This window comes from Pseudovibrio exalbescens DSM 16456 (assembly GCF_000422785.1).
In the GTDB taxonomy this organism is placed as follows: domain Bacteria; phylum Pseudomonadota; class Alphaproteobacteria; order Rhizobiales; family Stappiaceae; genus Pseudovibrio; species Pseudovibrio exalbescens.
Genome location: NZ_AUGS01000002.1, coordinates 351,987 through 377,635 on the forward strand (window position 1 = coordinate 351,987; position 25,649 = coordinate 377,635).

The window sequence follows — 25,649 nt, forward strand, 5'->3', positions numbered from 1 at the left end:
CAGGAACCGTGTCTTGCATGTGCTCTTTGCTGAGCCTGTAAACGAATGGGATAAGGATGACAAACGAAAGCAAAAACCCCGAGGAGCAAGTAGCACCGGAAACTCCGGAGGTTTCGGAAAGCGCTGAAGCTGCAGAAACTCCAGTTGAGGAAGGGGTGCTCGAGTTTGAAGACCCGGCCGAAAAACTGGCCGCAGAGAATGCTGAACTGAAAGAGCGCGCCCTGCGTCTGATGGCGGAAATGGAAAACCTTCGCCGTCGGACCGAAAAGGAAGTCAAAGATGCCAAGGCCTATTCCGTGGCCGCTTTCGCGCGCGACATGCTGGTGGTCAACGACAACCTGGGTCGCGCCATTCAGGCGGTGCCGGAAGAGGCACGTGCCGAGGCCGATAGCAGCTTGACGGCGTTAATCGAGGGCGTAGAGATGGTTGAGCGTGACATGCTGAACCAGCTTGAAAAACACGGCGTCAAGCGGATCAATCCCGAAGGTGAAAAGTTTGATCCGAATTTTCATCAGGCCATGTTTGAAGTTCCCAATCCGGAAGTTCCCAACGGAACGGTCGTTCAGGTCGTTCAGGCTGGGTATGTAATCGCAGATCGCGTTCTGCGTCCGGCTATGGTTGGTGTCTCCAAGGGTGGGCCAAAGACTCCGGTGAATAACGGAGAAAAGCCCGCTGAACCCGGTTCAACTGTCGATAAAAGCGCTTAATCATTGACTTTAGTCTAATCTTACGTAAAGCGGGGCTTGTTGGCTCCGCTTTTTTATTTGGTGCAGAGCTTTTTAGGATCCGGGACACTGTCCCCTAGCAATAAAGCATCAAGCTATGATCGCCTGGCAATATCTCGACTATCTGGGTGTTGCCGTGTTCGCCATCACCGGTGGGCTGGTGGCAGCGCGGCTGCGACAGGATTTTATCGCCTTCTTGTTCTTTTGCACCCTGACTGGCATTGGCGGAGGAACGCTGCGCGATCTTCTCCTGGGGGCTCCCGTGTTCTGGACCCAGAACGAATCCTATCTCATCGTCTGTGCAGCAGCCTCGGTATTGATGTGGTTTACGGCCCATTTGTTTGAGCGCATCGACAAGCCAGTGCGGTGGATGGATGCTGTTGGCATTGCCGCCTATTGTGTAATGGGCGCGGCAAAAGCGTTGTCCATGGGTGAGCATTATTTCGTGGCTGTGCCCATGGGGGTCGCCACCGCCACATGCGGCGGTATCATTCGAGATATAGTTGCCGGGCAGCCATCTGCGATCAGCCAACGAGAAGTCTATGTTGCGGCAACGTGCGGCGGTGCGGGCACATTTGTTGCGCTCAAAGCTGCTGGCGTGGATGAGAATATTGCTGCTGCAGCCGGGTTTGCCGTTGCTATGATTCTGCGCGGCGGTGCACTGCAATTTGGCTGGTACTTGCCGGGATACACACCGTGGGGCGAGAAACGGGAACCCAAGAAGGATTGAGGGGCCTTTTCACGTGCGCATGAAGACGTGGCTGGCCGCGGCCAGATCCTCAAGTGCGGTTCCGACAGACTTGAAAAGAGTTTTTTGCGCGTAAAAACGCCGGCCCGCTTTGGTGCCTCGGCATAACTCTGACAGATCTGCGGCCACATCACTTCGAGCAATCAGATTGTTTTCCAGCGGCTTGATGATGTCACCAGCCCGGGTGAAGGCATCAGCATAGCTGTCGACGAACAGCCGGCAATCCTGTACAGCCCGATCGTCACATTCCCTCATGTGAGGCAGGTTCGCGCCCACCAGGTCCAGATGGCATCCCTCCGACAGCCATTCACCCAGCACCAGAGGACTTGTTGATAGGGTTGCGCACGAGATGATATCTGCGCCGTGAACCGCCCCTTGCAAGTTGTCAGTGGCGTGAATGTTGACGCCCGACAACTTGACCCGTTTGGCAAGACTGGCCGCCGTGGCGGTTGTGCGGTTCCAGATCAGGACCTCTTCTATGGGGCGCATGGCGCAGTGCGCTGCAATCAACAGCGGGGCAAGGCCGCCAGCACCGATCATCAATAGACGCTTGGAATCTTCACGTGACAGATAGGAGGAGGCAAGCGCAGAGGTCGCTGCAGCCCTCCAAAGCGTTAGTGCACGGCCATCCAGCACAGCCAGAGCTTCCCCCGTTTTACCGGACTGCAGCAGGTAAACACCCATTACTGTTGGCAGATTCTTACGTCTGTTCTCCGGAATGACGGAAGAAATCTTGGTTCCGATAAAACCTTTGTCGGTTGAGCCTTGCGCCTTGAAGTCGTTCCATGATGGCATGATGACGAGAGAGGCAGTGGCCTCTCCGTCCGGCCGCTCAATTGTTTCGTGGTGGGGCTGGGGAGCAATACACCCGGTTCGGAAGGCACGGCGCATTGTCTCCGCCAGATCGCGTGGAGCCATCACAGCATCTATTTCCTGAGCTGTGATAACACGCATCGCACTCTCCTGTTGGGCTGTTGTTACTCGATCAAGCTGCTTTCTTCTGATCCGGGGCGGGTAGTCCCGGCGCAGAGCCACTTTGGGCCACCTGCTTCAACCGTTCTGCTTCGTGCTTGAGTTGATCGGCCTCCCGACGCTTCAGGCGCGCTTCCTTGCGGTACCGCCCCTGTTTGGCCCAAGAGGCAATGCCACCAATAAGAACGCCGAGCGCGACACAGGCAAACAACAGCCAGAAAACGGGAATGTTGAAGCTGAAGACAGGATCTGCAGGATTGAAGGGATTAACTGAGACCGTTACGGAGTGGCGGTTCGCCACTGCCAGCGCAATCAGAACAACAGCGATGGGTATAAGCAGGAGATTCCGAAGGAACCGTGTCACATTTTTTCTCCAGGATCAGTCGTCTTCACCGTGATCGACGCCGCCGTTGAGCCGTTCCCTCATTTCCTTGCCGGTCTTGAAGAAGGGAACGTATTTCTCACTCACTTCAACTTTCTGGCCGGTACGCGGATTGCGTCCGGTACGGGCCGGCCGGTTTTTGACCGAAAACGCACCAAAACCGCGTAGCTCCACACGGTCGCCCCGCATAAGCGCCGATGTTATTTCATCCAGTATTGCGTTCACAATGTTCTCGACATCCCGTTGGTAGAGATGCGGGTTTTGTTCAGCAATTGTTTGAACCAACTCCGATTTAATCATTTTTTGCCCCCCCTTGCATAGAGCGAGATGCCGCACCCGGAGCCTGCCAAACGGATACCAAACCGTCAAGCGAACCCGTTGGGTCACCTAGTTGCTTTGCGGAATAGATGACTGCACTCAAGAAGTTTTCGATAGTAGCTGGCAATGCAGTATTGATGCCGGATTGAGCTAGCATACCGAACTCCGTTTCCTCTGATAGTTTCCAGTCGATGACCTCAAGCCCTTTGGGCACGTTCTTTTCTTGTTCCAGCCAGCGTATGGCTTCGTCTTCCCCGCCAATGGCATCAACCAGTTTGTTTTCTTTGGCTTGATGGCCACTGTACACTTGGCCGTTCGCGAGCGCTTCGGCTTCAGCAACTGTGAAACCGCGCCGATCTGCTACCAAACCAACAAACCAATTGTAGGAATCCGCCACAAGGCTCTCCAAAACGGCCTTTGCGCCAGATGTTGCCGGTTCGTAAAAATTCGGCTCTGCTTTGAGGGGTGAGCTTTTAACGGCATCCATTTGCAGACCCAACTTGTCCAGAAGGCCCTTCGCATTGCCAAATTGGAACAGCACACCAATGGACCCGGTCAGCGAGTTGTATCTGGCAACCACGTGATCGGCAGCAATGGCCGTCATGTAACCCGCCGAAGCTCCGATGGTGCCGATGCTGGCAACCACGGGCTTTTTCTCGGCTAAATCGCGCAGGGCAACGTAAAGTCCCTCACCGCCGGTCGTTGTACCTCCGGGGGAGTTGATGGCGACAATCACCCCTTTTACCGAGTCGCTCTCAGCCATCTTGGCGATCATCTCGAGGCGCTCACGGTTATCAAGGATTGCGCCGTCAATGGACAGCCGGGCGATGTGTTGTTGGGACTTGGACAGATCGCCGATCCCGGTGCTCACAAGGAACACGGTGCCCACGCCCACCACTGCAATGAGGAAACACAATATCCGCCAAAACGAAACTTTCCGCCGCAAACGGCGGCGGTCAATAACGATGTCGCTGTCCAAACTCATCGGATGCCAGGGCTCCTTTCGGCAGACTACTTTTCGGAGCTGAACGAGTGAACGGTTGCATTCCCAAGTCCAGCGAAAAACGCTGCCTAGTATGAACCAGAAAAAGTCACTTGAAAACAATCATCTGCGTCTTTTAGCGGAATCTCTTCAAGTTGCATCTCTCCAACATCTATTAATGCAAGATTTAAGGTTGTGCTATTTGTCAGGTTCACCCAACTTGCCTTTTTCATAGGCTATCGCGCGCTCCATAAGCTGACGCCAAAGGTCTTCGTAGAAATTCGCGTCCAGTCCGGCGCGCTGTGCCAGCCTGTTCACATTGTGGGCGACCTCCTCCACGCGGTTGTCGATTCGTGCTGGAAGCCCCTCTTGTTTCTTCAGTTCCGCGGCACGTTCTATGCAAGCCCAACGGTCAGAAAAGCGGGCTATGAGTTCTGCATCCAGTTCATCGATCAACTGTCGAAGCTCAGTCATGGTCTGGCAGTTTTGTGCACGTTGTGTCATCTGCGTCCTCTTTCGGTTTTGGCGTGTGTAGGTGGCACATTGAAAAACCGCAAGAGGTGTTGCTGTGGACTCTGCCAGTGCAAGGAGAGGCTTGGACAAAAAAAAGGCCGCCAAGTTCCGCAGGAGGTGGGGGGAGCTGGGAACAAGGCGGCTTTAGGCGGTCAATGGGACCAGTTGGACTTTCGTCCTTATTCAGGTCACTGTGTTTACCGGTTGCTCTGAATTCCGGCGTGTCCAGTGATCGTTCTTCCTTGGCGCGGTTGACTAGGGGCATAATCTTCCGCGCTTTGTTTGGGAGCTTCGTAGCCGGTTGCTGCAAGGACGGCGTTTGAAAAGAAGCTCCCTGTCATCCTACGGCTTCGGGCGGACCGCAGGATGTCTCGAGGCCCGTACAACTTGCCGTGCCGGGCGATGGTGAATTGCAGTGTGCATCCGGGCAAAAGCCAGACCAATCAGCAAAACCGGAAGTATCTGGATCAAGGTTTCGAGGTTTGTGCCCACAGCAGCACTCCGCGTTTATTTTTGTTGACGTAGAGATAAGGTACACAAAACGTGCCAGTCTGTAGTAGCGCATAAAACGTGTATTTTTACCGATACGCATCACTTAAATAGCGATTTGCAACTAAGGGTGTTAAAAATAACGATTCTGGCAGAGCAATATGCAAAACGCCGCCAAGAACAGGATCCAGCCTGTCGAAGCCATAGGTGCATAGTGATATTTCTTGGGCATATCTTGTTGAGAGGCTGTGGCAGTGGTGAAACAACCCTTGAGAATCAAAAATCGATAATTATTATGTGCGGCCTCAATTTAATGTGCGACGCAATAGCAACTCATAAGGGTTTTTTGCTAATTCGCGGATAAATCCTGTCGGTTTTAACGGTATTTTAGGAAAACCTGCCAGGTTCAGGGTGTTGATCCGACGAATCTATCTCGGTTGTATATCGGTCCATCGATGTCAAGAGCACCACTAGAAGCCGGGTTCTCTTGGTATCCGACCTAAGGTGATATCGACAGATCGTTTCAGCTTGTCCAAGCTGACGACAACGATTTTTTAAACGGGTTTTCCTCACCGAACATGGCTATTCAACGCCGCAGCACCAGTGCGCCCTCAGCAGATATCTCGGCAGGACAACAAACTGACAGCAGCTATACGCTGAGTGTGCTGGATACCGCCGACCAGATAGCCGCCTTGAAGCAGCCATGGGAAGCGTTGCAGGCTCGCATTGACCCGGAATCGGTTTACGGTTTGTGGGCGGTGTGTCTCGCTGCGGCAGCAACATTGCCGACGCAGCAAAAGGTCCGCGTTTTCGTTCTATGGCATGGAGAAGAACTGTGTGGTGTGTTGCCGCTGCGCCGAGTTGAGCAGGGGGGCATCGCCTATCTCAGGCCGTTGGTGCTGTACGGTCACAACACCGGAGACTTGTTGGTTTCACCTGATTGTGAGCCTCACGAAGTGTGGCGTTGCCTGTGGGCTGCCCTGAAGAAGAGTGATGGCGACTTTCTGGATCTACAGGATCTGAAGTGGAGTCAGGCCCTGCTCACCGCAATTGATCTCAATGGTCACGCGCATGTGTATACGGGCACTTGTGCCCGTATAGACTTGACGCGATCGGCCAGCTTTGAAGATTACATCCTGGACATGTCTGGAGAGTTGCGCGGCCAGCTCAAAGAGGCGCGCCGAAAACTGGAAAAGGTTGCGCCGCTGCATCATCAGGTCATCACAAGTGCGGACGAGATTTGCCTTCAGGGTGTTCCAGAGTACGCTGCCAATCTTGATGGGGCTCGCAAACGGGCCGACCGATTGGCTTTCTGGCAAAAGCTGGCAGATTTGGAAAACCCGGCTTGCCGCGTCATACTGACTGCATTGTGGCATGGAGACCGCTTGATTGCCCGCCAATGGGGCATACTTCATCAGGATCTCTACGTCGTCGGTAGTTTTTGTCGTGATCCGGCCTATCACAAATATAATGTATCGGCGCTACTCCACACCGCAAATATTCGCATGTGTTTCGATCGAGGCGTTCGAGCCATGGAGTTTGGCCATTATCTGGATGACAATGTTTTGGCCTGGACGGACGGGCTGACACCGGTTTGTTCCGTATCCTCTGCCTTGTCATTGAAGGGGTTCGTCATCGCGCGTGTGGTGCGGCCCGTCTGTGCCGCGGTTCACAATCAGTGGCATAAGAGGCGAGGATCGGTTTCAGAAAAGGAAAACCCGGCGTGATGCCGGGTTTTCGCGGAGGAGCCTTGATAGGAAGCAGCCGATTCAGGAATGGCCTTGGGAGAGAGCCATCACTGCGGCGATATTGCGCGCGGTCTGAGTCACGTTGAACTTTGCTTCCGTCAAAGCCTCTTGCAGTGAAACAGAACGTGGCACGATGCTGAAAATCGCGTCGATACCATGTTCATGAACCACATGGCTGTCCGTGGTCAGGCAACCTGCAATTCCGATAACCGGTTTGTTGGCTGCCTTGGCAATGCGGGCGACGCCCATCGGCGTCTTGCCATTTATGGTCTGGCTGTCGATACGACCCTCTCCGGTGATGACCAGATCAGCGTCCTGCACGGCCTCAGCCAAGCGAACCGCATCCATTACAATATCAATACCGGGTCGAAGTTCCGCATTGAACATTCCCATGAATGCAGCGCCGAGACCGCCTGCAGCACCGGCACCGGGCACGTCTTTCACGTCTTGGCCCAATTGGTCTTTCATGACAGCTGCATAGTGCGCAAGGTAGCTGTCAAGCTCTTTGACGACGTCCGGTGAAGCGCCTTTTTGCGGACCAAAAACATGTGAGGCGCCGTTGGGGCCGCAGAGAGGATTGGTGACGTCACAGGCAACCTCAAGCCGAACGCCTGCCAACCGTTGATCGGCACTGGAGATATCAATGTGCGCAAGGTCTTTCAACGCGCCGCCGCCAGCCTGCAATTCTGCATCATCATCATCCAGCATACGCACGCCCAAAGCCTGCGCCATGCCCAGGCCGCCGTCATTGGTGGCACTGCCGCCAATGCCGATGATGATGTGCTCCACGCCCTCGTCGAGAGCTGCCTTGACCAGTTCGCCGGTTCCGTAGGTTGAGGTCACCAACGGATCGCGCTGGTCTTGGGGTACGAGATGCAGGCCGGAGGCGGCGGCCATTTCGACCACCGCTGTTTTGCCGTTTCCCATCAGCCCAAAAAAAGCTTTTACGGGCGTTCCCAACGGACCGGTGACGGTTTTTTCCACTATCCGTCCGTTGGAAGCGTCAACCATGGACTGAACAGTGCCTTCTCCGCCGTCTGCCACAGGCAGCTTCAAGTAGTCGGCATCCGGGTAGATCTCCCGAAATCCCTCTTCAATAGCCTCGGCGACTTCCATCGCGGTGAGGCTTTCTTTGAAGGAATCGGGGGCGATTACAATTTTCATGGTCTGAAACTCACACAAAGAAACCAAAGACGCCGAAGATCAGGGTTGAGATGACGGCAATCGTCAGACCAACGGCAGATTCGTATGGCACCAGCTTAAGGCGTTCTTTGATGTCCATGTAGACGGCACCGCCAGTTGCGTGGAAAAAGCTGCCATGTGGCATGTGGTCCAGAACCGTTGCACCTGCATGCATCATGGCTGCACCTGCAAGCGAAGCAACACCCAGTTCCATGATGGTTGGCCCGAAGACATTTGAAGCAACAGCCGTACCTGCCGTGGTGGAGGCGGTCGCCAGTGACATGGTCGCGCCTGAAATCGGGGCCAGAAGATAGGACGGCAAACCGGAGGCGGCCAGCAAGTCGATCAAGCCGCTCTTGAGGCCGGAATTGGCGATGATGCCGGCTAGTGTGCCGGTGCCCAACAGCATGATGGCCACGGGCGCCATGCGAGATAGACCCGAAACCGCAAAAGCATTGGCTTCGCGGGCGCGGCCCATGGCCACGGCACCAAGGACACCACCCAATGGCAGCGCAATCAACGGATCAACGCTGATGTCAGCGAACGGACGCAGGGCCAAGAGGACGATAGCAACAAGCGGCGCCACAAGAGAAGCACTGAAGCTTGGCAGTTCGCTGTAGTCAACGGAAACAACCTCGTGCTCTTGTACCATGCCGCCTTTGGTGCGCAGGCTTTGAGCAATGAAGTAGGCCGCGACCAGACCACACAGGCCCGGGATAACACCTGCAGCCATGACGGTCGTCAACGGCACGTTGAAAGCATCGGCAGCCGCAATGGCGTTCGGGTTTGGAGACATCACGTTACCCGCCTTGCCGCCACCGATCATGGCCAGCAGAACCGCCATCTTGGACAGGTCAGCGCGCCGGGCGACTGCCAAGGCAATCGGGGAAACAGTGATCACCGCGACGTCAACGAAGACGCCAACCGCGGTCAGGATCATCGTCGCAATCGCCAGTGCCAGCAGGGCGCGGGTTTCCCCAAGCCGCTTGACAATGGTTTCTGCGATGGATGTGGCCGCGCCTGACTCGATCAGTACACCGGCCAATACGCCAGCAGCCAGAATGCGCAAAACGGATGTTGTGATGCCTTGGGCGCCGCCAATCATCAACGAGACTGTGCCAGACAGATCCACGCCGCCCACGAGACCGCCAACGAGCGCACCGATGATCATTCCGTAAGCCGGCGATACGCGTTTGAGGATCAGGACAATTGCGATCGCCAGTGCGACCAATGCCCCGAGGGTAGAAACCTCCACCATAATGTGCTCCCAGTTTTTTAAAAATGCAGAGCAAAACCTACGCTTGGCCGCCGCGCATGGCTTTAGGCGCACACACAGAGAATCTGTAAGATTTCAGGGAGAATCTTGTGCAGGTGCACGACGTGGTTTTGCTTAGCCTTGATGCAGCATGGCCAAGTAAAGCCTTGTCTTGTCGCCGATATTGGAGAAATTGAGTCCGGTTTCCTCTTCGATACGCTTCAAGCGGTAGCGCAATGAGTTGCGGTGTATGCCAAGCTCAGCACATACGCTGATGTGATCTTCGTTGTTGCGGAAAAAGCAGGCCAGTGTTTCAAGCAGTACATCCTTGCCCTCCAAAGCGCGCATGGGACGTCGTAATTCTGCGCCCCGCCATTTGCGCCCTGACAATCCATTGATAAGGACCGCAAGTGTGTGATCTTGATAAAACAACACGTGGCCTGACTTTTCGGCATCTGCATCTGAAACGGCTTCCAGCGTTGCCTTGGCTGTTTCGTAAGACTGGGAGAGGCCGGACAAACCTTGATAAAAGCCCCCAAGCGCAATTCGAATTTCGAAGTCCGTCTCGCGCCGCACCCGCTCCATCAACTTGGCAACCCGCTCGCGCTCCAGTTCTTGAGACCAACCGGTTCGGTTCAAGGTGATCGGTTTGAGGACGATGACTTCATTGCGCGCAACTGACGAAATGCCAACCAGGTTGTTGCGTTCGGGGAACTCCAGCAAATGCACAAGCCTTTGCAAATGATCCAGAGAAAGCTCCTGCCCCGGCGCAGGCAGTACCCGCACAATGCTGGCGATCCGGGGTTGGGATAGATCTATGCCCAGCCGCTCGGCTATTGTACGCAGGTGCATTTCATGCAGGTCCGGGCCTTGGACCAATTGCAATACCAGTTCCTCACGGTGGCGTTTGTCCCACTCCACGTGGTTCATCAGGGCAGCTTGCTCAATGATCAGCTCGGCGGCCATCTTTACGAGTTCCGCATAACGGCGCACCTTTTCCGGCTGTCCGGAAATGCCCACAACGCCGATGGGAGCCTCTTGAAACAGAATGGGGATGTTCACACCCGGGCGCACCCCTGTCAGGTGCTGCGCTGTGGCTTGATCAATCTCCACGGTCCGATTGTCGTTGATAGCCAGCAAGGCGCCTTCATGGCGCTGGTGCAGGCGGGTCGGGTCGCCTGACCCGATGATGAGGCCATTCCCGTCCATCACGTTTACTGAAAACGGGATGATTTTCATGGCACGGTCAACAATTTGTCGCGCGATAGATGAATTTATCTGTGTTTTTTCAGTGTGCCCGACTCTTTCCAAGCCCAGTTCACTGAGGGTGGTGTGCCCCATTTCGCCCGGCATGACAGTGACTTCCCTGCTTATGGATTGTACTTGTAGGTAACGCAGCGTTTGTCACAGACGTAATCGATGAGCAAAAATAAATCCAGAGGCCGGTTTTGATCACGCTGCGGCGGATCGTCTACAACAAGTGTGAATGATTGGGATGGTCGTTCACACGGCAGAACCACAGGGGCTGGTGTTGACAGGCCACAAAAAAAGCCCGGCTGCGAGAGCCGGGCTTTTCGTTGGTTAGGGTCTAACCAGCTTAGTCTTCTTCGCGTGCCTTCATCGCTGCTGCGAGAATGTCGCCCAGAGAAGAAGAAGCGTCGGAAGAACCGTACTGTGCAACCGCTTCCTTTTCTTCGGCAATTTCGAGTGCCTTGATGGAAACGCCTACGCGGCGGGTCTTCTTGTCGAACTGGGTCACGCGTGCTTCGAAGGTATCACCAACGTTGAAGCGGGTCGGATCCTGTTCGTGGCGTTCACGGGAAAGGTCAGCGCGGCGAACGAAAGCAGTCAGGTCGCTGTCTGCGATCTTGACTTCCAGACCACCGTCCTTGATTTCCAGAACCTCACAGTTCACGACTGCGCCCTTGCGAACGTCGCCTGCTGCTGCGGATTCAAACGGATCGGAGCCAAGCTGCTTGATGCCGAGGGAGATGCGTTCTTTTTCAACGTCAACGTCGAGAACGATCGCCTTGACAACGTCACCCTTCTTGTACTCTTCGATGACCTGCTCGCCCGGACGGTTCCAGTCCAGATCGGACAGGTGAACCATGCCGTCAACATCGCCTTCGAGGCCGATGAACAGACCGAATTCGGTCTTGTTCTTGACTTCACCCTCAACTTCAGAGTTGACCGGGAACTTCTCGGCGAAGGCTTCCCATGGGTTCTGCAGGGTCTGCTTGAGGCCAAGAGAAATACGGCGCTTTGCAGCGTCCACTTCCAGAATGACCACTTCCACTTCCTGAGAGGTGGAGACGATCTTGCCCGGATGGACGTTCTTCTTGGTCCAGGACATTTCGGAGACGTGGATCAGGCCTTCGATGCCCGGCTCCAGTTCCACGAATGCGCCGTAGTCGGTGATGTTGGTCACGCGACCAGAGAACTTTGCGTTCAGCGGGTACTTGGCGTCGATACCTTCCCATGGGTCGGTTTCGAGCTGCTTCATGCCCAAGCTGATGCGGTGTGTTTCCTGGTTTACGCGGATCACCTGAACCTTCACGGTCTGACCAATGGTCAGAACTTCGCTCGGGTGGTTGATGCGGCGCCATGCAATGTCGGTGACGTGCAGCAGGCCGTCGATGCCGCCCAGATCAACGAACGCACCGTAATCGGTGATGTTCTTGACGACGCCCTCTACGGTCTGACCTTCTTCAAGGCTCTGAACCAGCTCGGAGCGCTGCTCTGCACGGGTCTCTTCCAGAACGGTACGACGGGAAACAACGATGTTGCCACGACGCTTGTCCATCTTGAGGATCTGGAACGGCTGTGCGTTGTGCATCAGCGGAGTGACGTCACGTACCGGACGGATGTCCACCTGAGAACGAGGCAGGAAGGCAACTGCGCCATCCAGATCGACGGTGAAACCACCCTTGACCTGGTTGAAGATCTGACCGGTAACCTTTTCGCCAGCTTCGAAAGCGGCTTCCAGACGAATCCAGCTTTCTTCACGACGTGCCTTGTCACGAGACAGAACGGCTTCGCCGAGAGCGTTTTCAACGCGCTCAAGGTAAACTTCAACTTCGTCGCCAACGCTCATATCGCTGTCGCGACCCTTAGCGCCGAATTCCTTGAGTGGGACGCGGCCTTCTACCTTCAGACCTACGTCGATAACTGCGAGATCTTTTTCAATGGCAACAACGGTGCCTTTGACCACAGTTCCTTCATAAACGTCGGAAGTGGCAAACGACTCTTCCAACAGAGCCGCAAAATCTTCAGCAGCTGCGTTCATGTTTTCCATAAAAACTCCTGGTGCCATAGGTATGGCGTCGCCGGCGGGTTTGTGTTGATGTCGGTGGAGCCTCGCATGCTCGGTTCTCTAAAAGGTATTAGAAAACAACCGCTTAAAAAAGCGGGCCGGCGAAAGCGAGCCGCAAGACTCCAATTGTCTGTAATGCGGTCAGCAGACCAAACAAACGCTCAATACTCTGCTTTCCTGAAAAAGCTTAGGATTTCCGCGCGGAATCGATGATATCCACAGCCGCATTGAATGCCGACTCTATATCCATTTCTGTCGTATCAAGCAAGTGGGCATCTGCAGCTGGTTTAAGCGGAGAATCCTTGCGGGTCGTGTCTCGCTCATCACGACGTTTCAGGTCGGTCAGGATCTCGTCGAAATCCACTTCAAATCCCTTGCCGATCAGTTCGTCGGTTCGCCGACGGGCGCGGGCTTCCGGAGACGCGGTTACAAACAGCTTCGCCGTAGCGTGCGGGCACACAACGGTGCCGATATCACGTCCGTCAAGAACAGCACCTTCGCCGCTTTCAGCAAACTGGCGCTGCAACAGAACCAGTTCTTCGCGCAGGCCGCCGAGCACCGCAATGCGGGACGCCGCCTCGCCAATTTCGTGGGACGACAATAGGCCTTTGTCGAGGGTGCCGAAATCCAGATGGCGTGCGACCGAAATAGCGACCTCTTCATCACCCAGCGGAAGACCGCGGGCCAGAAGCGCGGCTGCAACGGCCCGGTAGGTCAAACCGGTATCCAGATGCCGTAGACCGTAATGCGCAGCCAGTTGGCGCGCCAAAGTGCCCTTGCCCGAAGCGGCCGGGCCATCAAGAGCTATAATCATTAAGCGTTCTCCCCCTGAAAACGAACTGTTCCGCCCAACTCCTTCAGCAGGGGCAGAAACGACGGGAAGCTGGTTGCAATTGGTGATGCATCGTCAACGGTCACCGGTTTGTCTGCGGCGAGCCCCAGCACCAGAAAGCTCATTGCGATCCGATGATCAAGATGGGTTTCAACGGTACCGCCGCCAATGCCCGTTGCCCCGCCGGTAACGGTCAGGGTGTCCTTGCCTTCGATGCACGGGATGTTGTTGGCTTCGAGCCCGCGAGCGACGGCCGCCAGGCGGTCAGACTCTTTCACGCGCAGCTCTTCCAGACCAAGCATGGTGGTGTCGCCTTGCGCAAACGCGGCTGCGATCGCCAGAACGGGATACTCATCAATCATGGAGGGCGCGCGCTCTGCGGGAACCGTCACGCCTTTGAGATTGGAGTGGCGGACATGGATGTCCCCAATTTTCTCGCCGCCGCTTTCGCGCTCATTTTCGATCGTAATATCCGCACCCATTTCCAGAAGGGTGGTGATCAGACCAATGCGTTGTTCGTTGAGCAGAATGCCTTCAACCACGACATTGGAACCTGGCACGATCAGCGCTGCGACGATGGGAAATGCGGCCGAGGACGGATCGCCGGGAACTGTTACGGATTGTGGCTTGAGCTGGGGCTGGCCCTGTAGCGTAATGACGCGTTCGCCGGCTGCATTGACCTCAACACTGAGTTCTGCGCCAAAGCCCAATAGCATCTTTTCCGTGTGGTCGCGTGTCGCCACGGGCTCAATAACTGTGGTGGTGCCGGGTGTGTTGAGCCCGGCCAAGAGCACCGCGGATTTCACCTGAGCAGATGCCATGGGCACACGGTAGGTCAGTGGCAGGGGTGTCTCAGATCCGCGAATAGATGCGGGCAAACGGTCCCCCCGACGGGCAATCACTTGCGTTCCCATCTCGCGCAGCGGGTCCAGAACCCGGCCCATCGGCCGTCTCGACAAGGATGCATCCCCAACCATGGTGACCGCGATTGGGTGACTGGCAAAAATACCCATGCAAAGGCGAGCACCCGTGCCCGCATTGCCAAAGTCGATCGGATGTTCCGGCTCCAAAAGGCTGCCTAGCCCCACGCCATCCACAGTCCAGTGTCCGTCCTCATGCTTGTGGCAGGAGGCGCCAACGGCGTTCATGGCGTTGGCCGTTGCCAACACGTCTTCCGATTCGAGAAGACCTTCAATTTTGGTTTGTCCAACAGCCAAAGCACCAAACATGAGGGAACGATGAGAGATCGATTTGTCTCCAGGTACACGGATTGTACCTGTCAGAGCCTCACCTTTCGTTGTTGTCACGATTTGCGGTGACGAATTGTGGGACATGTTCAATTCCAGGGTTGCGACTTGAAAAAAAGTAGTCCCTCCTAGCACGTTGGATCAGGACAGTCACCCTGTATTCAGTGCCGGACACTTGAGATTATTCAATGAAGAATAAACCTTTTCTGGCGCAATCCTGCGATTAATCTTTGACATGACGGGCAAGCTGAGTCTATTCGGCTCGTCAAAGTGAACGTAACGAAGGTGACAACCGTGGCAAGACCGGAACTCGGCACCAAGCGTCTGTGTGCAGCATGTGGCGCTAAGTACTATGACCTCAACCGCGATCCTATTACCTGTCCCAAGTGTGGCGAGGTATTCGATCTGGGCATTACAGTGAAGACTGCCAAGGCCGCAAAGGTCGTTCAGGCTGAAGAAGAAGAAGACGTTCTCGAGCCGCAAGGCGCTGAAATCGTCAGCCTTGAAGATGCGGATGCAGAAGTATCTGGCGGTGACGATGACGTGCCGGATCTCGACGAAGCAGGCATCGACGATGAAGACATCAGCACCGGTGACGATGACGATGTGTTCCTCGACGAGGACGACGATGATGGCGAGACGGTTCCGGGCATCGTTGTAAGCCGCGATGATGAGGAAAGCTGATAATTTCCACAGCCTGTGCAGGAACTTGGCGCAGGCTGTTTATTCTGCTTGATCATCGGAGGCGGCGAGACTATGTTCCGCCTCCATCAGAACCGAACAGGTTCCGCAGGCGACTGGGGCTATAGCTCAGTTGGGAGAGCGCGTGAATGGCATTCACGAGGTCAGCGGTTCGATCCCGCTTAGCTCCACCAGCCTCCTGCTTGATTGAAGCTCGCACTGTTTATAATGTGAGAGCAACCAGTGGAATGGGGCTATAGCTCAGTTGGGAGAGCGCGTGAATGGCATTCACGAGGTCAGCGGTTCGATCCCGCTTAGCTCCACCATTCTTCTCTGAATTTTCCTGTACCTTTTAAGATGTGCCTTCTGACAGGCTCTTGAATGCTTCAAGTGCGCGCTCGCGAGATGCCTTCACGTCTACGATCGGTTTGGGGTAGGTCTCGCCAAGCGTGACACCGGCTTCCTTGAGCACCAGTTCCGGCGCTTCCCAGGGACGGAATAGGAACTTGTCAGGCATGTGTGCCAGTTCCGGCACGTAGTGGCGGGTATAGGTACCATCCGGGTCGAACTTTTCCCCTTGCAAAATCGGATTGAAGATCCGGAAGTACGGCGCTGCATCCGCGCCACAGCCAGCTATCCACTGCCAGCCGGCGCTATTGTTGGCCAAGTCCGCATCAAACAGACAGTTCCAGAAATGCCGCTCACCAAGGCGCCAGTCCAGCATCAGATTCTTGACAAGAAAGGACCCGACAACCATTCGCAAGCGGTTGTGCATGTATCCTGTTTGCCATAGTTCGCGCATGCCAGCGTCCACCACGGGAAATCCGGTGAGGCCTTTCTTCCAGGCCTTCAAGGCAGTCTGGTCTTCCCGCCAGGGGAAGGCATCAAATTTTTTCTGCAGGTTGGTGCTGGGCAGATCGGGGTTGTTATAAAGCAGGTTATAGGAAAATTCGCGCCACCCGAGTTCACTCAGGAAATGATCGGCGTCGCGGTCGATGTCATGATGGTGAACCGCGGCCCAAACCTGATGCGGTGAAATCTGTCCGAAATGCAAATACGGTGAGAGGCGGGATACATTCGGTTTGCGTGGGTAGTTTCGGTCATCCTTGTAGCCGTGCAACCCCTCCTCCAGAAAGTCGCTCAGGCGCTTGTGAGCTCCGTCCTCGCTGATTTCCCAACTCTTGCCGATGGTTTCTCCCCAATCGCGCCGAGGTAGGAGTTTTAGTTCGTCAATGGCGGAGGCTTCCTGCTTTTCGCAGGCGAAGGTTAGTTCTTCGGGCTTGGGAAGGGGCGAGCGCGGAGCGTGTGCTTCCAGGCAGCCGCGCCGATAAAACTTGGTGTACACATGGTAGGGCGTCCCATCCTTCTTGTTCACCTCCCACGGTTCCCACAGCAGATTGCCGTTGTGGCTTTCGCAATGTGTGCCGCGTGCCTTGAGAACCGCCTTGATCTCCGTGTCCCGAGCCATCCGCCATGGTTCGTAGCAGCGGTTCCAGTACACGCCTTCTGCATTCGTCGCTTCGATCAGTTCCTCGAGTATTGGCAGGGCAGGTCCGGCACGCACCAGAAGATGGCCGTCAAGCGACTGGTTGAGCGAGCATAACGCGTGGTGTAGCCACACCTTGGAGGCGCCGCCCAGAGCAAGGTCGCCAGCGTCTTCGTCCTCTTGGATAAAGAGCGGAATCACTTTGCCAGCCATCGCAGCAGCCCGTAGCGCCGGATTGTCACCAACACGGAGGTCTTGCCGGAACCACATAATCCTTGTCGATGTGCTCAAGTGAACATTCCTTTTTCCAAGTGAACAACAGGTGCGCTCATTCGTTAGTTGGCACCAGACGCTCAGCAAACTTAGCGCGGTTCACGTGTGTGGCAATGAGTTGCGCTCAAATTCGGAAAAAATGTCGCGAATAGCGATGCCGTGGCCAGGAATGCCAGCCTGAACATTGAACAGCACACTAGGAAAAATAGGTAATGAGTCGGGAGGGGTGTGCTATTATTATGACATTTAAGTATTCATAAAATGCACCTCGTGCGTTAAAATGCATTCACTTGCGGCGTTTCATTGTAATCATTACGTTTATTCTGGCTTATTCTATTCTGTAAACACATGTAATTTAATGACTATTTGTCGAGTATTGCGAGTTTCATGGAAAGTTCAAATAACTGTCATTCAGTTGTTTCCCTAATGGGTAACATCGGCGTCATCCCGCGCACCGGGCGTAACTGGGGATTGCTTGTGTGTGCGTCGGAGAAACTGAAGCGTTTCACTTACCCGTCTGGAGTTCTGTCATGTCGTATCGCACTACAGCTGCCCGAATTGTCGCATTTGCAGCTCTCGCCACAACCTCTACCGCATCTTTCGCAGCAACCGAGATTTCCTGGTGGCACGCCATGGGCGGTCGTTTGGGCGAGGTAGTGAATGAAATCTCTGCCAATTACAATGAAGCTCAGGACGCCTGCCAGCTGACGCCAGTCTTCAAAGGCACCTATGAAGAAGCCCTGACCGCCGGCATTGCTGCGTTCCGCGCTGGCGAACAGCCGAACATCCTTCAGGTGTTTGATGCAGGCTCTGCAACGATCATTGGCGCCAAGGGTGCTGTCGTGCCCGCTGAGGATCTTTTGAACGAAGCCGGCGCCGAGTTCAACATTGAAGATTATATTCCGGGCGTTCGTTATTTCTATGCCGACGCCAATGGCAAGATGATCGGCATGCCGTTCAACTCCTCCACGCCGATCCTCTACTACAATGAGGAAGCTCTGGAAAAGGCCGGTGTTTCCGCACCAAAGACCTGGGAAGAGTTCGAGCAGATCGCACCGAAACTCGTTGAAGCTGGTTACATTCCGCTGTCTCAGTCCCATACGCCATGGATTTTCGCCGAAAACTTCATGTCGCGTCACAACTTGCCATTTGCCACCAACAACAACGGGTATGATGGCGCTGAAGGCACTCAGATCCTTGTTGATCAGGATGCCATCAAGATGCACTTCACCAAGGTGAAGGAATGGCTCGACAACGGTTACTACAACTTCTATGGCTCCGGCTGGGCTGACAACCAGAAGCCGTTCCAGGAAGGCGATGTGGCCATGTGGCTGGGGTCTTCCGGCTCCTTTGGTGGTTTGATGCAATCGACCGACTTTGATTTCTCCGCGACCTTCCTGCCTTACTGGGAATCCGTTATCGACGAAGGCGCACAAACCTTCATCGGCGGTGCAGCCCTGTTCGCCATGTCTGGCAAGTCGTCCGCTGAAAACAACTGCACGGCAGATTTCTTCAGCTACCTGACCTCCCCAGAGATTCAGTACATGTGGCACAAGGAAACGGGCTACGTGCCGGTTACCAACGCTGCGTATGACCTGGCAAAGGAAGATGGCCATTATGACCGCTTCCCGGCTGCAGAAGTCGGCATCCAGCAGCTTTCCTTGCCATCTCAGGACAACACCAAGGGCTACCGCATGGGCTTCTACGTCCAGATCCGCGACGTGATGCGCCGCGAATTCGGTCAGATCTTCTCCGGTGAGAAGACTGCCGATGAAGCCTTCAAGACCATCGAGGAAGAAGCAAACAAGCTTCTGGCCCGTTTCGAAAAGACGTCCGGCTGATCCGGTCTGACCTGTCAATGAAGTATGCCGAAGGCACGGTTTCGTGCCTTCGGTTTTCTGGCAGGTAGCGGTTCTGAAAACAAAGCCGCTTGATGATGTGTCCTGCCTTTTGTCAAACCCTTGGACAGGCTTATGAAACGAGTTCAGTTCGCCGATCCGCTAATGCCTTACATGCTGCTGCTGCCGCAGCTGCTGATTGTTGGCATCTTCTTTATCTGGCCCGCTGCGGAAGCGGTCCGCTCCTCCTTTTATTTGGAAGATCCCTTCGGTTTCGGCTCCACGTTTGTGGGCTTCGATAACTTCACAGATGCGCTAACCAGTAGTGATTACGCCAGTACCGCACGTTTCACGTTGGTGTTCACAGCGCTCACAACGTTCTTTTCCCTGTCAATCGCCCTCCTTCTGGCGGTAAAAGCCGACAGCGTAATTCGCGGGGCCTCAACCTATCGGACCTTGCTCATGTGGGTGTACGCCATCGCGCCGCCGGTAGCTGGATTGATTGGGGTAATGCTGTTTGACCAGCATATCGGTCCGTTGAAAGAGTTCGCGGGCCTTCTGGGCTGGGACATGCAAATCGGGGTGAACTACTTCGACACCGCCTTCTGCATGATCGTCATCGCGGTCTGGAAGCAGGTGCCCATCAACTTCATTTTTTTCCTGTCTGGGCTGCAAAGCGTCCCGAAATCAATTCAAGAAGCAGCGGCAATCGATTGCCGAAGCGGAGCCCGGCGTTTCTGGACAGTGACCTTCCCGCTGCTGGCCCCCACAGGCTTCTTTTTGTTGATCATCAACATCACCTACGCCTTGTTCGAAACCTTCGGGATCATCGACCTCGTGCTCAAGGGCGAGCCCGGCAACAATCCGATCACGCTGGTCTACAAGGTGTTTCTCGATGGCTTCCGCGGCAATGATCTGGGCGGTTCTTCTGCGCAGTCTGTCATTCTCATGCTGCTGGTCTTCGTGTTGACCATCGTTCAATTCCGACTGATCGAACGCCGCGTTCACTATAATTGAGGGGGACAACATGAAGCGTGAACACATTACAGACCACCTGATCCTGATTCTCGGCGCGGTGTTCATGATTGCGCCCGTTATCGTGGCCTTCATGACATCCACCCATGATGCTGTTTCGGTTTATCGAAACGGCCTGCAAATGACATGGGGCGGGCATTTCTCCGATACATACAGTGCGGTCCTGACGGAAGCCGGGGGCTTCACCAAGGAGGTGACGGGCTTCACCATGCTCAAGAACTCCATGATTCTGGGGCTGGGATTTGCCATCGGCAAAATCATCATTTCCATGTTGGCTGCCTATGCGATTGTTTATTTCCGCTTTCCACTCGCCAGCTTCTGCTTCTGGGTCATTTTCGCCACCTTGTTGTTGCCGCTGGAGGTGCGCATTCTGCCCAGCTACGAGATCGTTCAGGGCCTTGGCATGATGAATTCCTATTCGGGATTGATCGTGCCCTTGATCGCCTCGGCAACCGGAACTTTCTACTTCCGGCAGTTTTTCAAATCCGTGCCGGATGAACTGGTGGAAGCAGCCCGCATAGACGGTGCCGGCCCGATCAAGTTCTTCATCGACATTCTGGTGCCGTTGTCCAAGACGATGATTGCGGCAATCTTCATCATCATGTTCGTCTACGGGTGGAACCAGTACCTCTGGCCAACCCTGATCACAACCGATGAGACCTTCTTCACATTGGTGCGCGGGATGCGCCAGATTTTGCAGGTCTGGATTGGGGCGCAAATACCTGAAACCAATCAGGCAATGGCGCTTGCCGTGCTGGCCATGCTGCCGCCGGTTATCGTTGTGATTGTTTTCCAGTCCTGGTTTGTCAAAGGTCTGGTGGAAAGCGAGAAATAAAATGGCAGGCATCACTCTTAGCAACGTTCGCAAGACCTATGCCGGTGGAGTTGCCGCCGTGAAAGGCGTCTCCATCGATATTGAAGATGGTGAGTTCATCGTGCTGGTGGGCCCGTCGGGCTGCGGAAAGTCCACCTTGCTGCGTATGGTTGCCGGGCTTGAAGCGATCACCGAAGGCGAAATCTCCATTGGCGATCGGGTGGTCAACAAGATCGAACCTGCAGATCGCGACATCGCCATGGTCTTCCAAAATTATGCGCTCTACCCGCATATGACCGTTTACAACAACCTGGCGTACGGCCTTAAAAACCGAGGCATCAAAAAGGAAGAGATTGACCGGCGGGTTCGCGAAGCTGCGCGTATTCTTGAAATCGCGGACTACCTGGATCGCAAACCCCGTGCCCTGTCTGGTGGTCAACGTCAGCGTGTGGCGATGGGGCGTGCTATTGTGCGCGAACCAAAGGCGTTTCTGTTTGATGAGCCTCTCTCGAACTTGGACGCCAAACTGCGCGTTCAAATGCGCATTGAAATCAAGAAGCTGCAAAAGGCACTCGGCACAACCAGCCTTTATGTGACACATGATCAGCTCGAAGCCATGACACTGGCAGACCGCCTCGTCGTGCTTAATGGCGGTCAGGTCGAGCAAATCGGCACGCCAATTGATGTCTATGAAAATCCGGCCTCCACGTTTGTGGCCAGTTTCATCGGCTCACCGGCCATGAACTTGATGGAAATCGAACGGGATAACGCTCAGTGGCATCTCAGCCGGGGTGACGGTCTGTCCCTTAAGTCGGAGCTTGAAGAGCGCAGTGCCATTTTGGGTCTGCGTCCGGAAGATTTGCATATCGTTGAGGATGAGACCCAGCTTGAGGATCCACTTGTTCTCTCCCTCATCGTATCGGCCGTAGAGCCTGTCGGGGCGGAGAGCTATGTTCATGCCACCCTCGGAGAGCAGGGGCAGGAAGTGATTGTGCGTGCGCCAGGCAAGCAGCATTTTGAAGTTGGTTCTGTGCTCAAGGTGGCTGCAAAGCGAGAAAAACTCCACTTTTTCTCCTCGGAGACCGGCAAAGCCCTCACATCGACCGGTAAACTTCAGCCGGCATGATGGGCAGACAAGCCTTTTCACGCGTCAAAGCCCGGCCAATGCGCCGGGCTTTGTGTCTTTGCGCTGAAAACCTGTGTCATTTGACCGCAGAAAGCTGCTTTGCGGTTTTCTGAGAAATAACTTGATATAGAAACTCATATTTAGCCAGCTGCCGCTAGCGAACTCCATGAACAACAAGCAGGTCTTCATGAGCGCAGCGGAGCTTGAGCGATTTTTCGCAGATACATCTGGCAATCCTATCCAGCACGCCTTCTCGCGGCGGGGTGGTCACATGCCGGGCGCCTCCGGTGAGCCAGTTGCCGCAGATGCCCACCAGAGCATTTGGCGGCAAGTCCAAGACCAGCCGCGGTCTGGCCCCACGGTCATGTACCTGCATGTGCCGTTTTGCGCCAACCACTGCCTTTTTTGCGGCTTCTATCGCAACAAGTGGACTGATGACGCCTCCGCTCCCTATACGGATGCTCTCCTTCAGGAGTTGGAAATGGAAGCGACGTCCCCTGCCGCGCAATCAGCTCCCATCAACGCGGTATACTTCGGCGGAGGAACGCCCACTGCTCTTCATGCGCAGGATCTGAAGCGCCTAGTCGCGCGAATTCGTGAGCTTTATCCGCTGGCTTCAGACTGCGAGATTACGGTAGAAGGCAGGATCTATCATTTTGATAATGACAAGATCGAGGCCTGTCTGGATGCGGGCGCCAACCGGCTTTCTACCGGTACACAATCCTTTGATACCCGTGTACGCAGGCGTCAGGGCCGAAAGGTAAGCGGCGAGGAGGCGCGGCGGTTTTTTGAAGGTCTGCGGGATCGCAATCGCGCCGCCATTATATGTGATCTCATTCTGGGGCTGCCCGATCAGGACGAAGAGATTTGGCAGGCCGACCTCAAAACGGTTGTTGATTTGGGCCTTGATGGCGTGGATTTGTATACGCTTGCCGTGTTTCCGGGGGCTCCGCTTTTCAAAGCCATCGAGAAAGGCAAGATCAGTCCGGCAGCGCCTTTGCCGCATCAAGGGCTCATGTATGAAACGGGCCTCACCTTTCTTCAGCGCCAAGGTTGGCGCCAGTTGTCCTCAAGCCATTGGGCCAGCGGGACGCGGGAACGTAATCTGTATAACACGCTGATCAAATCAGGCGCACAGTGCCTCGCGTTCGGCGCGGGCGCGGGGGGCAACCTCAACGGCTACAGCTACTCGGTTCAGAGTGAGTTGGCCCATTACTATGACATGGTAAAAAAGGGTGAAAAGCCACTGGCATCGTTGGCCCGAAATGGCCCCTTGACCCCAGTCCTGAATGGTTTGGCCGCTGGCATTGAAACCATGCGGGTCGATTTGGCTGGGCTTGAACGCCACCCCGCCGTGCCGGAGGGCGTGCTGGCCTATCTGGCACCACTTCTGGACAATTGGCGAGCGGCCGATCTCATTACCGGTAACACAGTGATCCGGCTGACGACCGCGGGACGGTTCTGGCATCAGACACTTCTGACACACCTAAAGGCAGCTGTGGCGGAGTATTGTGGGCCTCATCCTGAGCCTTGACCCTGTTTTCCTCTACCAAACACAACAGATGGAGCTATTGCCTCATGACAACGGTACTTGACGACCTGAAACGCAAACTTGCTGACAATCCGGCAGGCATTTTGGAAAACATTGCCAAGGAGCATCAGGTTTGTCTGGCTGACGCCATCAAATGCTTGCCTGCGGATATGTGGCGTGAACTGAGCGGGGACCACTTTGAGCGGGTTATCAAGGAAGTTCCAGACTGGGGGCAGGTCACCACCATTGCCAACACAGGGGACATGATCTTTGAGGTCTCCGGTGATTTCCCGCAGGGCACATTTGCCCGAGGCTACTATAACTTGAAAAAGACACAGGGTGGCTTTTCTGGCCACATCAAGGAAGATGCCTGTCATTCCATCTTGTTTTTGAAGCGTCCGTTCTTTTCCAAGCTGTCTGCGTCGATCAACTTCGTCAACGAGCAGGGCAATTGCTATTTGAAGATCTTCCTTGGACGAGACGAAGGGGGCGAGCTGCGCGCCGACCAACTGGAAAAATTCCACGCGCTGTCCAACTGGGAGCACTAAGCTCCATTTCTCCAAGCTTTCCACACAACCGGCAGAATCCGGGGCTTATCAGCGCCGGATTCTGCCCACCTTGGCGGTGAATGGTGCTGACAACTTGAATCATTGCACCGATATCGCCATATTCCAAGGCAACAGAGGCAGCTTGGCTGCCCTGACAAACCGGATGCCGAGCGAGGGTCCGGACCAAGGTCGCTTTGGAAAGGACTTTGACAATGACGCGTATGTCAGCGTTTTCGAGCCCCTTCTTGTTGGGTTTCGACGATATTGAGCGTGTGCTCGATCGAGTGAGTAAGGGCGCCAATGATGGCTATCCGCCCTACAACATTGAAAGGCTGCCGGCCACGGCAGAAAAGAGCGATACAATCCGCATAACCATTGCGGTTGCAGGATTTACCCGCGAACAGCTGGAAGTCTCCGTCGAAGAGAGCCAGCTCGTCATTCGCGGTCGCCAACAGGAAGACAAAAGCAAAGAATATTTGCATCGGGGCATTGCCGCGCGCCAGTTCCAGCGTACCTTTGTTCTTGCCGAAGGTATCGAGATACTGGGCGCAGAGCTGTGCGACGGCCTGCTGTCCATCGATCTGGCCCGGCCCGAACCGGAGCGCATTGTGCGCAAGATCGAAATTTCAGCGGGTGGCTAAAGGCCTCAAAGCCTCACATCACGTGCAATACCAATCAACAAACGAAGGAGAAGGCGATGACTACGAATCCCTTCGCGGATGGCGGCATGGCCCAGGAAGCGTTTGCCGAATTTGGCACTGGAGAACTGGCTTACGTCAAAAAGGTAAGCGATGCCGATCTGCATCGCATGTTCCCCGGTGCGGACCTGGATGGCGTGGATCAACCCGTATGGGCGTTGTTGTCTGCAGATGGTTCTCCCATCTTGTTGACCGACAGCCGCGACGCGGCACTGGCCAATGCAATGGAGCAGGAGCTGGAAGCCGTTAGCCTCCATTAGGCCGGGCTTTGGCCAGCTGGTGCTGGTCCGTCACGCATCAAAAAAAGCATGTAAATAAAAGCCCCGGTACCAGATGGTACCGGGGCTTTTTTGAAACTCTTTGGCCGGTTCAGCCAACGTACTTTGAAAGTCACGCCGGTGTTGTGGGCGACGTCGTGGGCTGCGTCAGTATTGAATACAACGCGGCCGCATCCTTTGTCGCGCGCAACTTTGAAGCCACATCCTGATCACGCAGCACCCGTGCAACACGGGCCAGCGCCTTCAGGTGATCTGCACCAGCTCCTTCAGGAGCCAGCAGAGCAAAAATCAGGTCCACCGGTTGGTCGTCCAGACTTTCAAACTCAATTGGCTTGTCCAGACGAACAAACACGCCGTAGAGCCTGTCGATCTGCTGCAGCTTGCCATGGGGGATTGCCACCCCGTTGCCGACACCCGTGGACCCAAGGCGCTCGCGTTGCAGCAGGGTATCAAAAATATCCCGCTCCGGCAGACCGCACAGGGGCGCGCCCTTGTGCGCGATTTCCTGCAGCGCGTGCTTCTTGCTGTTGGCCTTGAGGCTGGGTACGACGGCCTCTGGACTCAGTAGTTCGATCAGCTCCATCTCACGATCCGTGATCACTGAAAAGCTGCAAAGCCGGCGAACCGGCTTTGCA

25 protein-coding genes and 2 tRNA genes are annotated in these 25,649 nt (G+C 55.1%); 14 read left to right on the top strand and 13 right to left on the bottom strand.

Translation table 11 applies throughout. The annotated features are described in order from the left end of the window. Positions 1-56: 56 nt before the first annotated feature. Together grpE and G512_RS0104120 are read left to right on the top strand one after the other, a co-directional pair. On the top strand, positions 57-707 hold the full coding sequence (gene grpE, locus G512_RS0104115; protein ID WP_028480617.1) for a nucleotide exchange factor GrpE: 651 nt from the start codon (positions 57-59) through the stop codon (positions 705-707). Between the two features lie 115 nt (positions 708-822). Next, complete coding sequence (locus tag G512_RS0104120) at positions 823-1,455, top strand: trimeric intracellular cation channel family protein (RefSeq protein WP_028480618.1); 633 nt, start codon at positions 823-825, stop codon at positions 1,453-1,455. Between the two features lie 9 nt (positions 1,456-1,464). Here G512_RS0104120 and lhpI read toward each other — a convergent pair whose 3' ends face one another. From lhpI to G512_RS0104145, 5 genes are all read right to left on the bottom strand, one after another. Then, entirely contained in the window at positions 1,465-2,427 is a 963-nt protein-coding gene (gene lhpI, locus G512_RS0104125; protein WP_028480619.1) for a bifunctional Delta(1)-pyrroline-2-carboxylate/Delta(1)-piperideine-2-carboxylate reductase, read from the bottom strand. Positions 2,428-2,458: 31 nt separating this feature from the next. Next, positions 2,459-2,809, bottom strand: a complete 351-nt coding sequence (locus tag G512_RS0104130) for a LapA family protein (RefSeq protein WP_028480620.1) — start codon at positions 2,807-2,809, stop codon at positions 2,459-2,461. A gap of 15 nt (positions 2,810-2,824) precedes the next feature. Beyond that, positions 2,825-3,127, bottom strand: coding sequence for an integration host factor subunit beta (locus G512_RS0104135; protein WP_028480621.1), 303 nt, complete (start codon positions 3,125-3,127; stop codon positions 2,825-2,827). After that, positions 3,120-4,130 carry a signal peptide peptidase SppA gene (gene sppA, locus G512_RS0104140; RefSeq protein ID WP_028480622.1) on the bottom strand — a complete coding sequence of 337 codons (1,011 nt, stop codon included), beginning with the start codon at positions 4,128-4,130 and terminating at the stop codon, positions 3,120-3,122. The genes G512_RS0104135 and sppA overlap by 8 nt, the downstream gene beginning before the upstream one ends. Before the next feature lie 195 nt (positions 4,131-4,325). After that, positions 4,326-4,631, bottom strand: a complete 306-nt coding sequence (locus G512_RS0104145; protein ID WP_028480623.1) for a chorismate mutase — start codon at positions 4,629-4,631, stop codon at positions 4,326-4,328. A 1,076-nt stretch (positions 4,632-5,707) separates the two neighbouring features. On the opposite strand from G512_RS0104145, the gene G512_RS0104150 reads away from it, so the two are divergent. After that, on the top strand, positions 5,708-6,856 hold the full coding sequence (locus tag G512_RS0104150) for a GNAT family N-acetyltransferase (protein WP_028480624.1): 1,149 nt from the start codon (positions 5,708-5,710) through the stop codon (positions 6,854-6,856). Between the two features lie 42 nt (positions 6,857-6,898). Here G512_RS0104150 and G512_RS0104155 read toward each other — a convergent pair whose 3' ends face one another. From G512_RS0104155 to aroA, 6 genes are all read right to left on the bottom strand, one after another. Further along, a complete protein-coding gene (locus tag G512_RS0104155) occupies positions 6,899-8,041 on the bottom strand; it encodes a glycerate kinase (protein ID WP_028480625.1) in 1,143 nt (380 codons plus the stop codon). A 10-nt stretch (positions 8,042-8,051) separates the two neighbouring features. After that, positions 8,052-9,317, bottom strand: a complete 1,266-nt coding sequence (locus G512_RS0104160; RefSeq protein ID WP_028480626.1) for a GntP family permease — start codon at positions 9,315-9,317, stop codon at positions 8,052-8,054. Between the two features lie 132 nt (positions 9,318-9,449). Continuing rightward, positions 9,450-10,667 carry a sugar diacid recognition domain-containing protein gene (locus G512_RS0104165; RefSeq protein ID WP_322782949.1) on the bottom strand — a complete coding sequence of 406 codons (1,218 nt, stop codon included), beginning with the start codon at positions 10,665-10,667 and terminating at the stop codon, positions 9,450-9,452. A gap of 244 nt (positions 10,668-10,911) precedes the next feature. Continuing rightward, a complete protein-coding gene (gene rpsA / locus G512_RS0104170) occupies positions 10,912-12,609 on the bottom strand; it encodes a 30S ribosomal protein S1 (protein WP_028480628.1) in 1,698 nt (565 codons plus the stop codon). A gap of 205 nt (positions 12,610-12,814) precedes the next feature. Further along, positions 12,815-13,441 carry a (d)CMP kinase gene (cmk, locus tag G512_RS0104175; protein WP_028480629.1) on the bottom strand — a complete coding sequence of 209 codons (627 nt, stop codon included), beginning with the start codon at positions 13,439-13,441 and terminating at the stop codon, positions 12,815-12,817. Then, on the bottom strand, positions 13,441-14,793 hold the full coding sequence (gene aroA / locus G512_RS0104180; RefSeq protein WP_028480630.1) for a 3-phosphoshikimate 1-carboxyvinyltransferase: 1,353 nt from the start codon (positions 14,791-14,793) through the stop codon (positions 13,441-13,443). Before aroA ends, cmk begins: the two co-directional genes overlap by 1 nt. 207 nt (positions 14,794-15,000) lie before the next feature. Between aroA and G512_RS0104185 the strand changes: the two genes are divergently transcribed. The 3 genes from G512_RS0104185 (at position 15,001) to G512_RS0104195 (ending at position 15,713) form a co-directional block, all read left to right on the top strand. Beyond that, on the top strand, positions 15,001-15,390 hold the full coding sequence (locus G512_RS0104185) for a TIGR02300 family protein (RefSeq protein ID WP_028480631.1): 390 nt from the start codon (positions 15,001-15,003) through the stop codon (positions 15,388-15,390). Positions 15,391-15,505: 115 nt separating this feature from the next. Further along, positions 15,506-15,581, top strand: a tRNA-Ala gene (locus G512_RS0104190). Positions 15,582-15,637: 56 nt separating this feature from the next. Further along, a tRNA-Ala gene (locus tag G512_RS0104195) sits at positions 15,638-15,713 on the top strand. Between the two features lie 26 nt (positions 15,714-15,739). On the opposite strand, the gene G512_RS0104200 is transcribed toward G512_RS0104195, so the two are convergent. After that, positions 15,740-17,164: a cryptochrome/photolyase family protein gene (locus G512_RS0104200; RefSeq protein WP_028480632.1), complete on the bottom strand. Its 1,425-nt coding sequence runs from the start codon at positions 17,162-17,164 to the stop codon at positions 15,740-15,742. Positions 17,165-17,676: 512 nt separating this feature from the next. Here G512_RS0104200 and G512_RS0104205 point away from each other — a divergent pair. The 8 genes from G512_RS0104205 (at position 17,677) to G512_RS0104245 (ending at position 24,996) form a co-directional block, all read left to right on the top strand. Next, entirely contained in the window at positions 17,677-18,987 is a 1,311-nt protein-coding gene (locus G512_RS0104205) for an extracellular solute-binding protein (RefSeq protein ID WP_028480633.1), read from the top strand. Between the two features lie 132 nt (positions 18,988-19,119). Beyond that, positions 19,120-20,001 carry an ABC transporter permease subunit gene (locus G512_RS0104210; protein WP_028480634.1) on the top strand — a complete coding sequence of 294 codons (882 nt, stop codon included), beginning with the start codon at positions 19,120-19,122 and terminating at the stop codon, positions 19,999-20,001. Between the two features lie 10 nt (positions 20,002-20,011). Next, positions 20,012-20,854 carry a sn-glycerol-3-phosphate ABC transporter permease UgpE gene (gene ugpE, locus G512_RS0104215; RefSeq protein ID WP_028480635.1) on the top strand — a complete coding sequence of 281 codons (843 nt, stop codon included), beginning with the start codon at positions 20,012-20,014 and terminating at the stop codon, positions 20,852-20,854. Position 20,855: 1 nt separating this feature from the next. Continuing rightward, entirely contained in the window at positions 20,856-21,959 is a 1,104-nt protein-coding gene (locus G512_RS0104220) for a sn-glycerol-3-phosphate import ATP-binding protein UgpC (protein WP_028480636.1), read from the top strand. A 166-nt stretch (positions 21,960-22,125) separates the two neighbouring features. Beyond that, positions 22,126-23,493, top strand: coding sequence for a heme anaerobic degradation radical SAM methyltransferase ChuW/HutW (gene hutW / locus G512_RS0104230; RefSeq protein WP_208974929.1), 1,368 nt, complete (start codon positions 22,126-22,128; stop codon positions 23,491-23,493). Positions 23,494-23,537: 44 nt separating this feature from the next. Continuing rightward, entirely contained in the window at positions 23,538-24,038 is a 501-nt protein-coding gene (gene hutX, locus G512_RS0104235) for a heme utilization cystosolic carrier protein HutX (protein WP_028480638.1), read from the top strand. Between the two features lie 212 nt (positions 24,039-24,250). Then, positions 24,251-24,679 carry an Hsp20 family protein gene (locus tag G512_RS0104240; protein ID WP_028480639.1) on the top strand — a complete coding sequence of 143 codons (429 nt, stop codon included), beginning with the start codon at positions 24,251-24,253 and terminating at the stop codon, positions 24,677-24,679. 56 nt (positions 24,680-24,735) lie between these two features. Next, entirely contained in the window at positions 24,736-24,996 is a 261-nt protein-coding gene (locus G512_RS0104245) for a BQ00720 family protein (protein WP_028480640.1), read from the top strand. A 130-nt stretch (positions 24,997-25,126) separates the two neighbouring features. On the opposite strand, the gene ptsN is transcribed toward G512_RS0104245, so the two are convergent. Continuing rightward, entirely contained in the window at positions 25,127-25,597 is a 471-nt protein-coding gene (ptsN, locus tag G512_RS0104250) for a PTS IIA-like nitrogen regulatory protein PtsN (RefSeq protein WP_028480641.1), read from the bottom strand. Positions 25,598-25,649 lie beyond the last annotated feature (52 nt).

Excerpts from the sequence above, each read along its gene's own strand:
- G512_RS0104245 (WP_028480640.1), top strand. The coding sequence starts at position 24,736 with ATGACTACGAATCCCTTCGCGGATGGCGGCATGGCCCAGGAAGCGTTT.
- G512_RS0104135 (WP_028480621.1), bottom strand. The coding sequence starts at position 3,127 with ATGATTAAATCGGAGTTGGTTCAAACAATTGCTGAACAAAACCCGCAT.
- hutX (WP_028480638.1), top strand. The coding sequence starts at position 23,538 with ATGACAACGGTACTTGACGACCTGAAACGCAAACTTGCTGACAATCCG.
- ptsN (WP_028480641.1), bottom strand. The coding sequence starts at position 25,597 with ATGGAGCTGATCGAACTACTGAGTCCAGAGGCCGTCGTACCCAGCCTC.
- grpE (WP_028480617.1), top strand. The coding sequence starts at position 57 with ATGACAAACGAAAGCAAAAACCCCGAGGAGCAAGTAGCACCGGAAACT.
- aroA (WP_028480630.1), bottom strand. The coding sequence starts at position 14,793 with ATGTCCCACAATTCGTCACCGCAAATCGTGACAACAACGAAAGGTGAG.
- G512_RS0104120 (WP_028480618.1), top strand. The coding sequence starts at position 823 with ATGATCGCCTGGCAATATCTCGACTATCTGGGTGTTGCCGTGTTCGCC.
- cmk (WP_028480629.1), bottom strand. The coding sequence starts at position 13,441 with ATGATTATAGCTCTTGATGGCCCGGCCGCTTCGGGCAAGGGCACTTTG.
- G512_RS0104155 (WP_028480625.1), bottom strand. The coding sequence starts at position 8,041 with ATGAAAATTGTAATCGCCCCCGATTCCTTCAAAGAAAGCCTCACCGCG.
- G512_RS0104160 (WP_028480626.1), bottom strand. The coding sequence starts at position 9,317 with ATGGTGGAGGTTTCTACCCTCGGGGCATTGGTCGCACTGGCGATCGCA.
- G512_RS0104150 (WP_028480624.1), top strand. The coding sequence starts at position 5,708 with ATGGCTATTCAACGCCGCAGCACCAGTGCGCCCTCAGCAGATATCTCG.
- hutW (WP_208974929.1), top strand. The coding sequence starts at position 22,126 with ATGAACAACAAGCAGGTCTTCATGAGCGCAGCGGAGCTTGAGCGATTT.
- G512_RS0104220 (WP_028480636.1), top strand. The coding sequence starts at position 20,856 with ATGGCAGGCATCACTCTTAGCAACGTTCGCAAGACCTATGCCGGTGGA.
- sppA (WP_028480622.1), bottom strand. The coding sequence starts at position 4,130 with ATGAGTTTGGACAGCGACATCGTTATTGACCGCCGCCGTTTGCGGCGG.
- G512_RS0104240 (WP_028480639.1), top strand. The coding sequence starts at position 24,251 with ATGACGCGTATGTCAGCGTTTTCGAGCCCCTTCTTGTTGGGTTTCGAC.
- rpsA (WP_028480628.1), bottom strand. The coding sequence starts at position 12,609 with ATGGAAAACATGAACGCAGCTGCTGAAGATTTTGCGGCTCTGTTGGAA.
- G512_RS0104205 (WP_028480633.1), top strand. The coding sequence starts at position 17,677 with ATGTCGTATCGCACTACAGCTGCCCGAATTGTCGCATTTGCAGCTCTC.
- G512_RS0104165 (WP_322782949.1), bottom strand. The coding sequence starts at position 10,667 with ATGCCGGGCGAAATGGGGCACACCACCCTCAGTGAACTGGGCTTGGAA.
- lhpI (WP_028480619.1), bottom strand. The coding sequence starts at position 2,427 with ATGCGTGTTATCACAGCTCAGGAAATAGATGCTGTGATGGCTCCACGC.
- ugpE (WP_028480635.1), top strand. The coding sequence starts at position 20,012 with ATGAAGCGTGAACACATTACAGACCACCTGATCCTGATTCTCGGCGCG.
- G512_RS0104210 (WP_028480634.1), top strand. The coding sequence starts at position 19,120 with ATGAAACGAGTTCAGTTCGCCGATCCGCTAATGCCTTACATGCTGCTG.
- G512_RS0104145 (WP_028480623.1), bottom strand. The coding sequence starts at position 4,631 with ATGACACAACGTGCACAAAACTGCCAGACCATGACTGAGCTTCGACAG.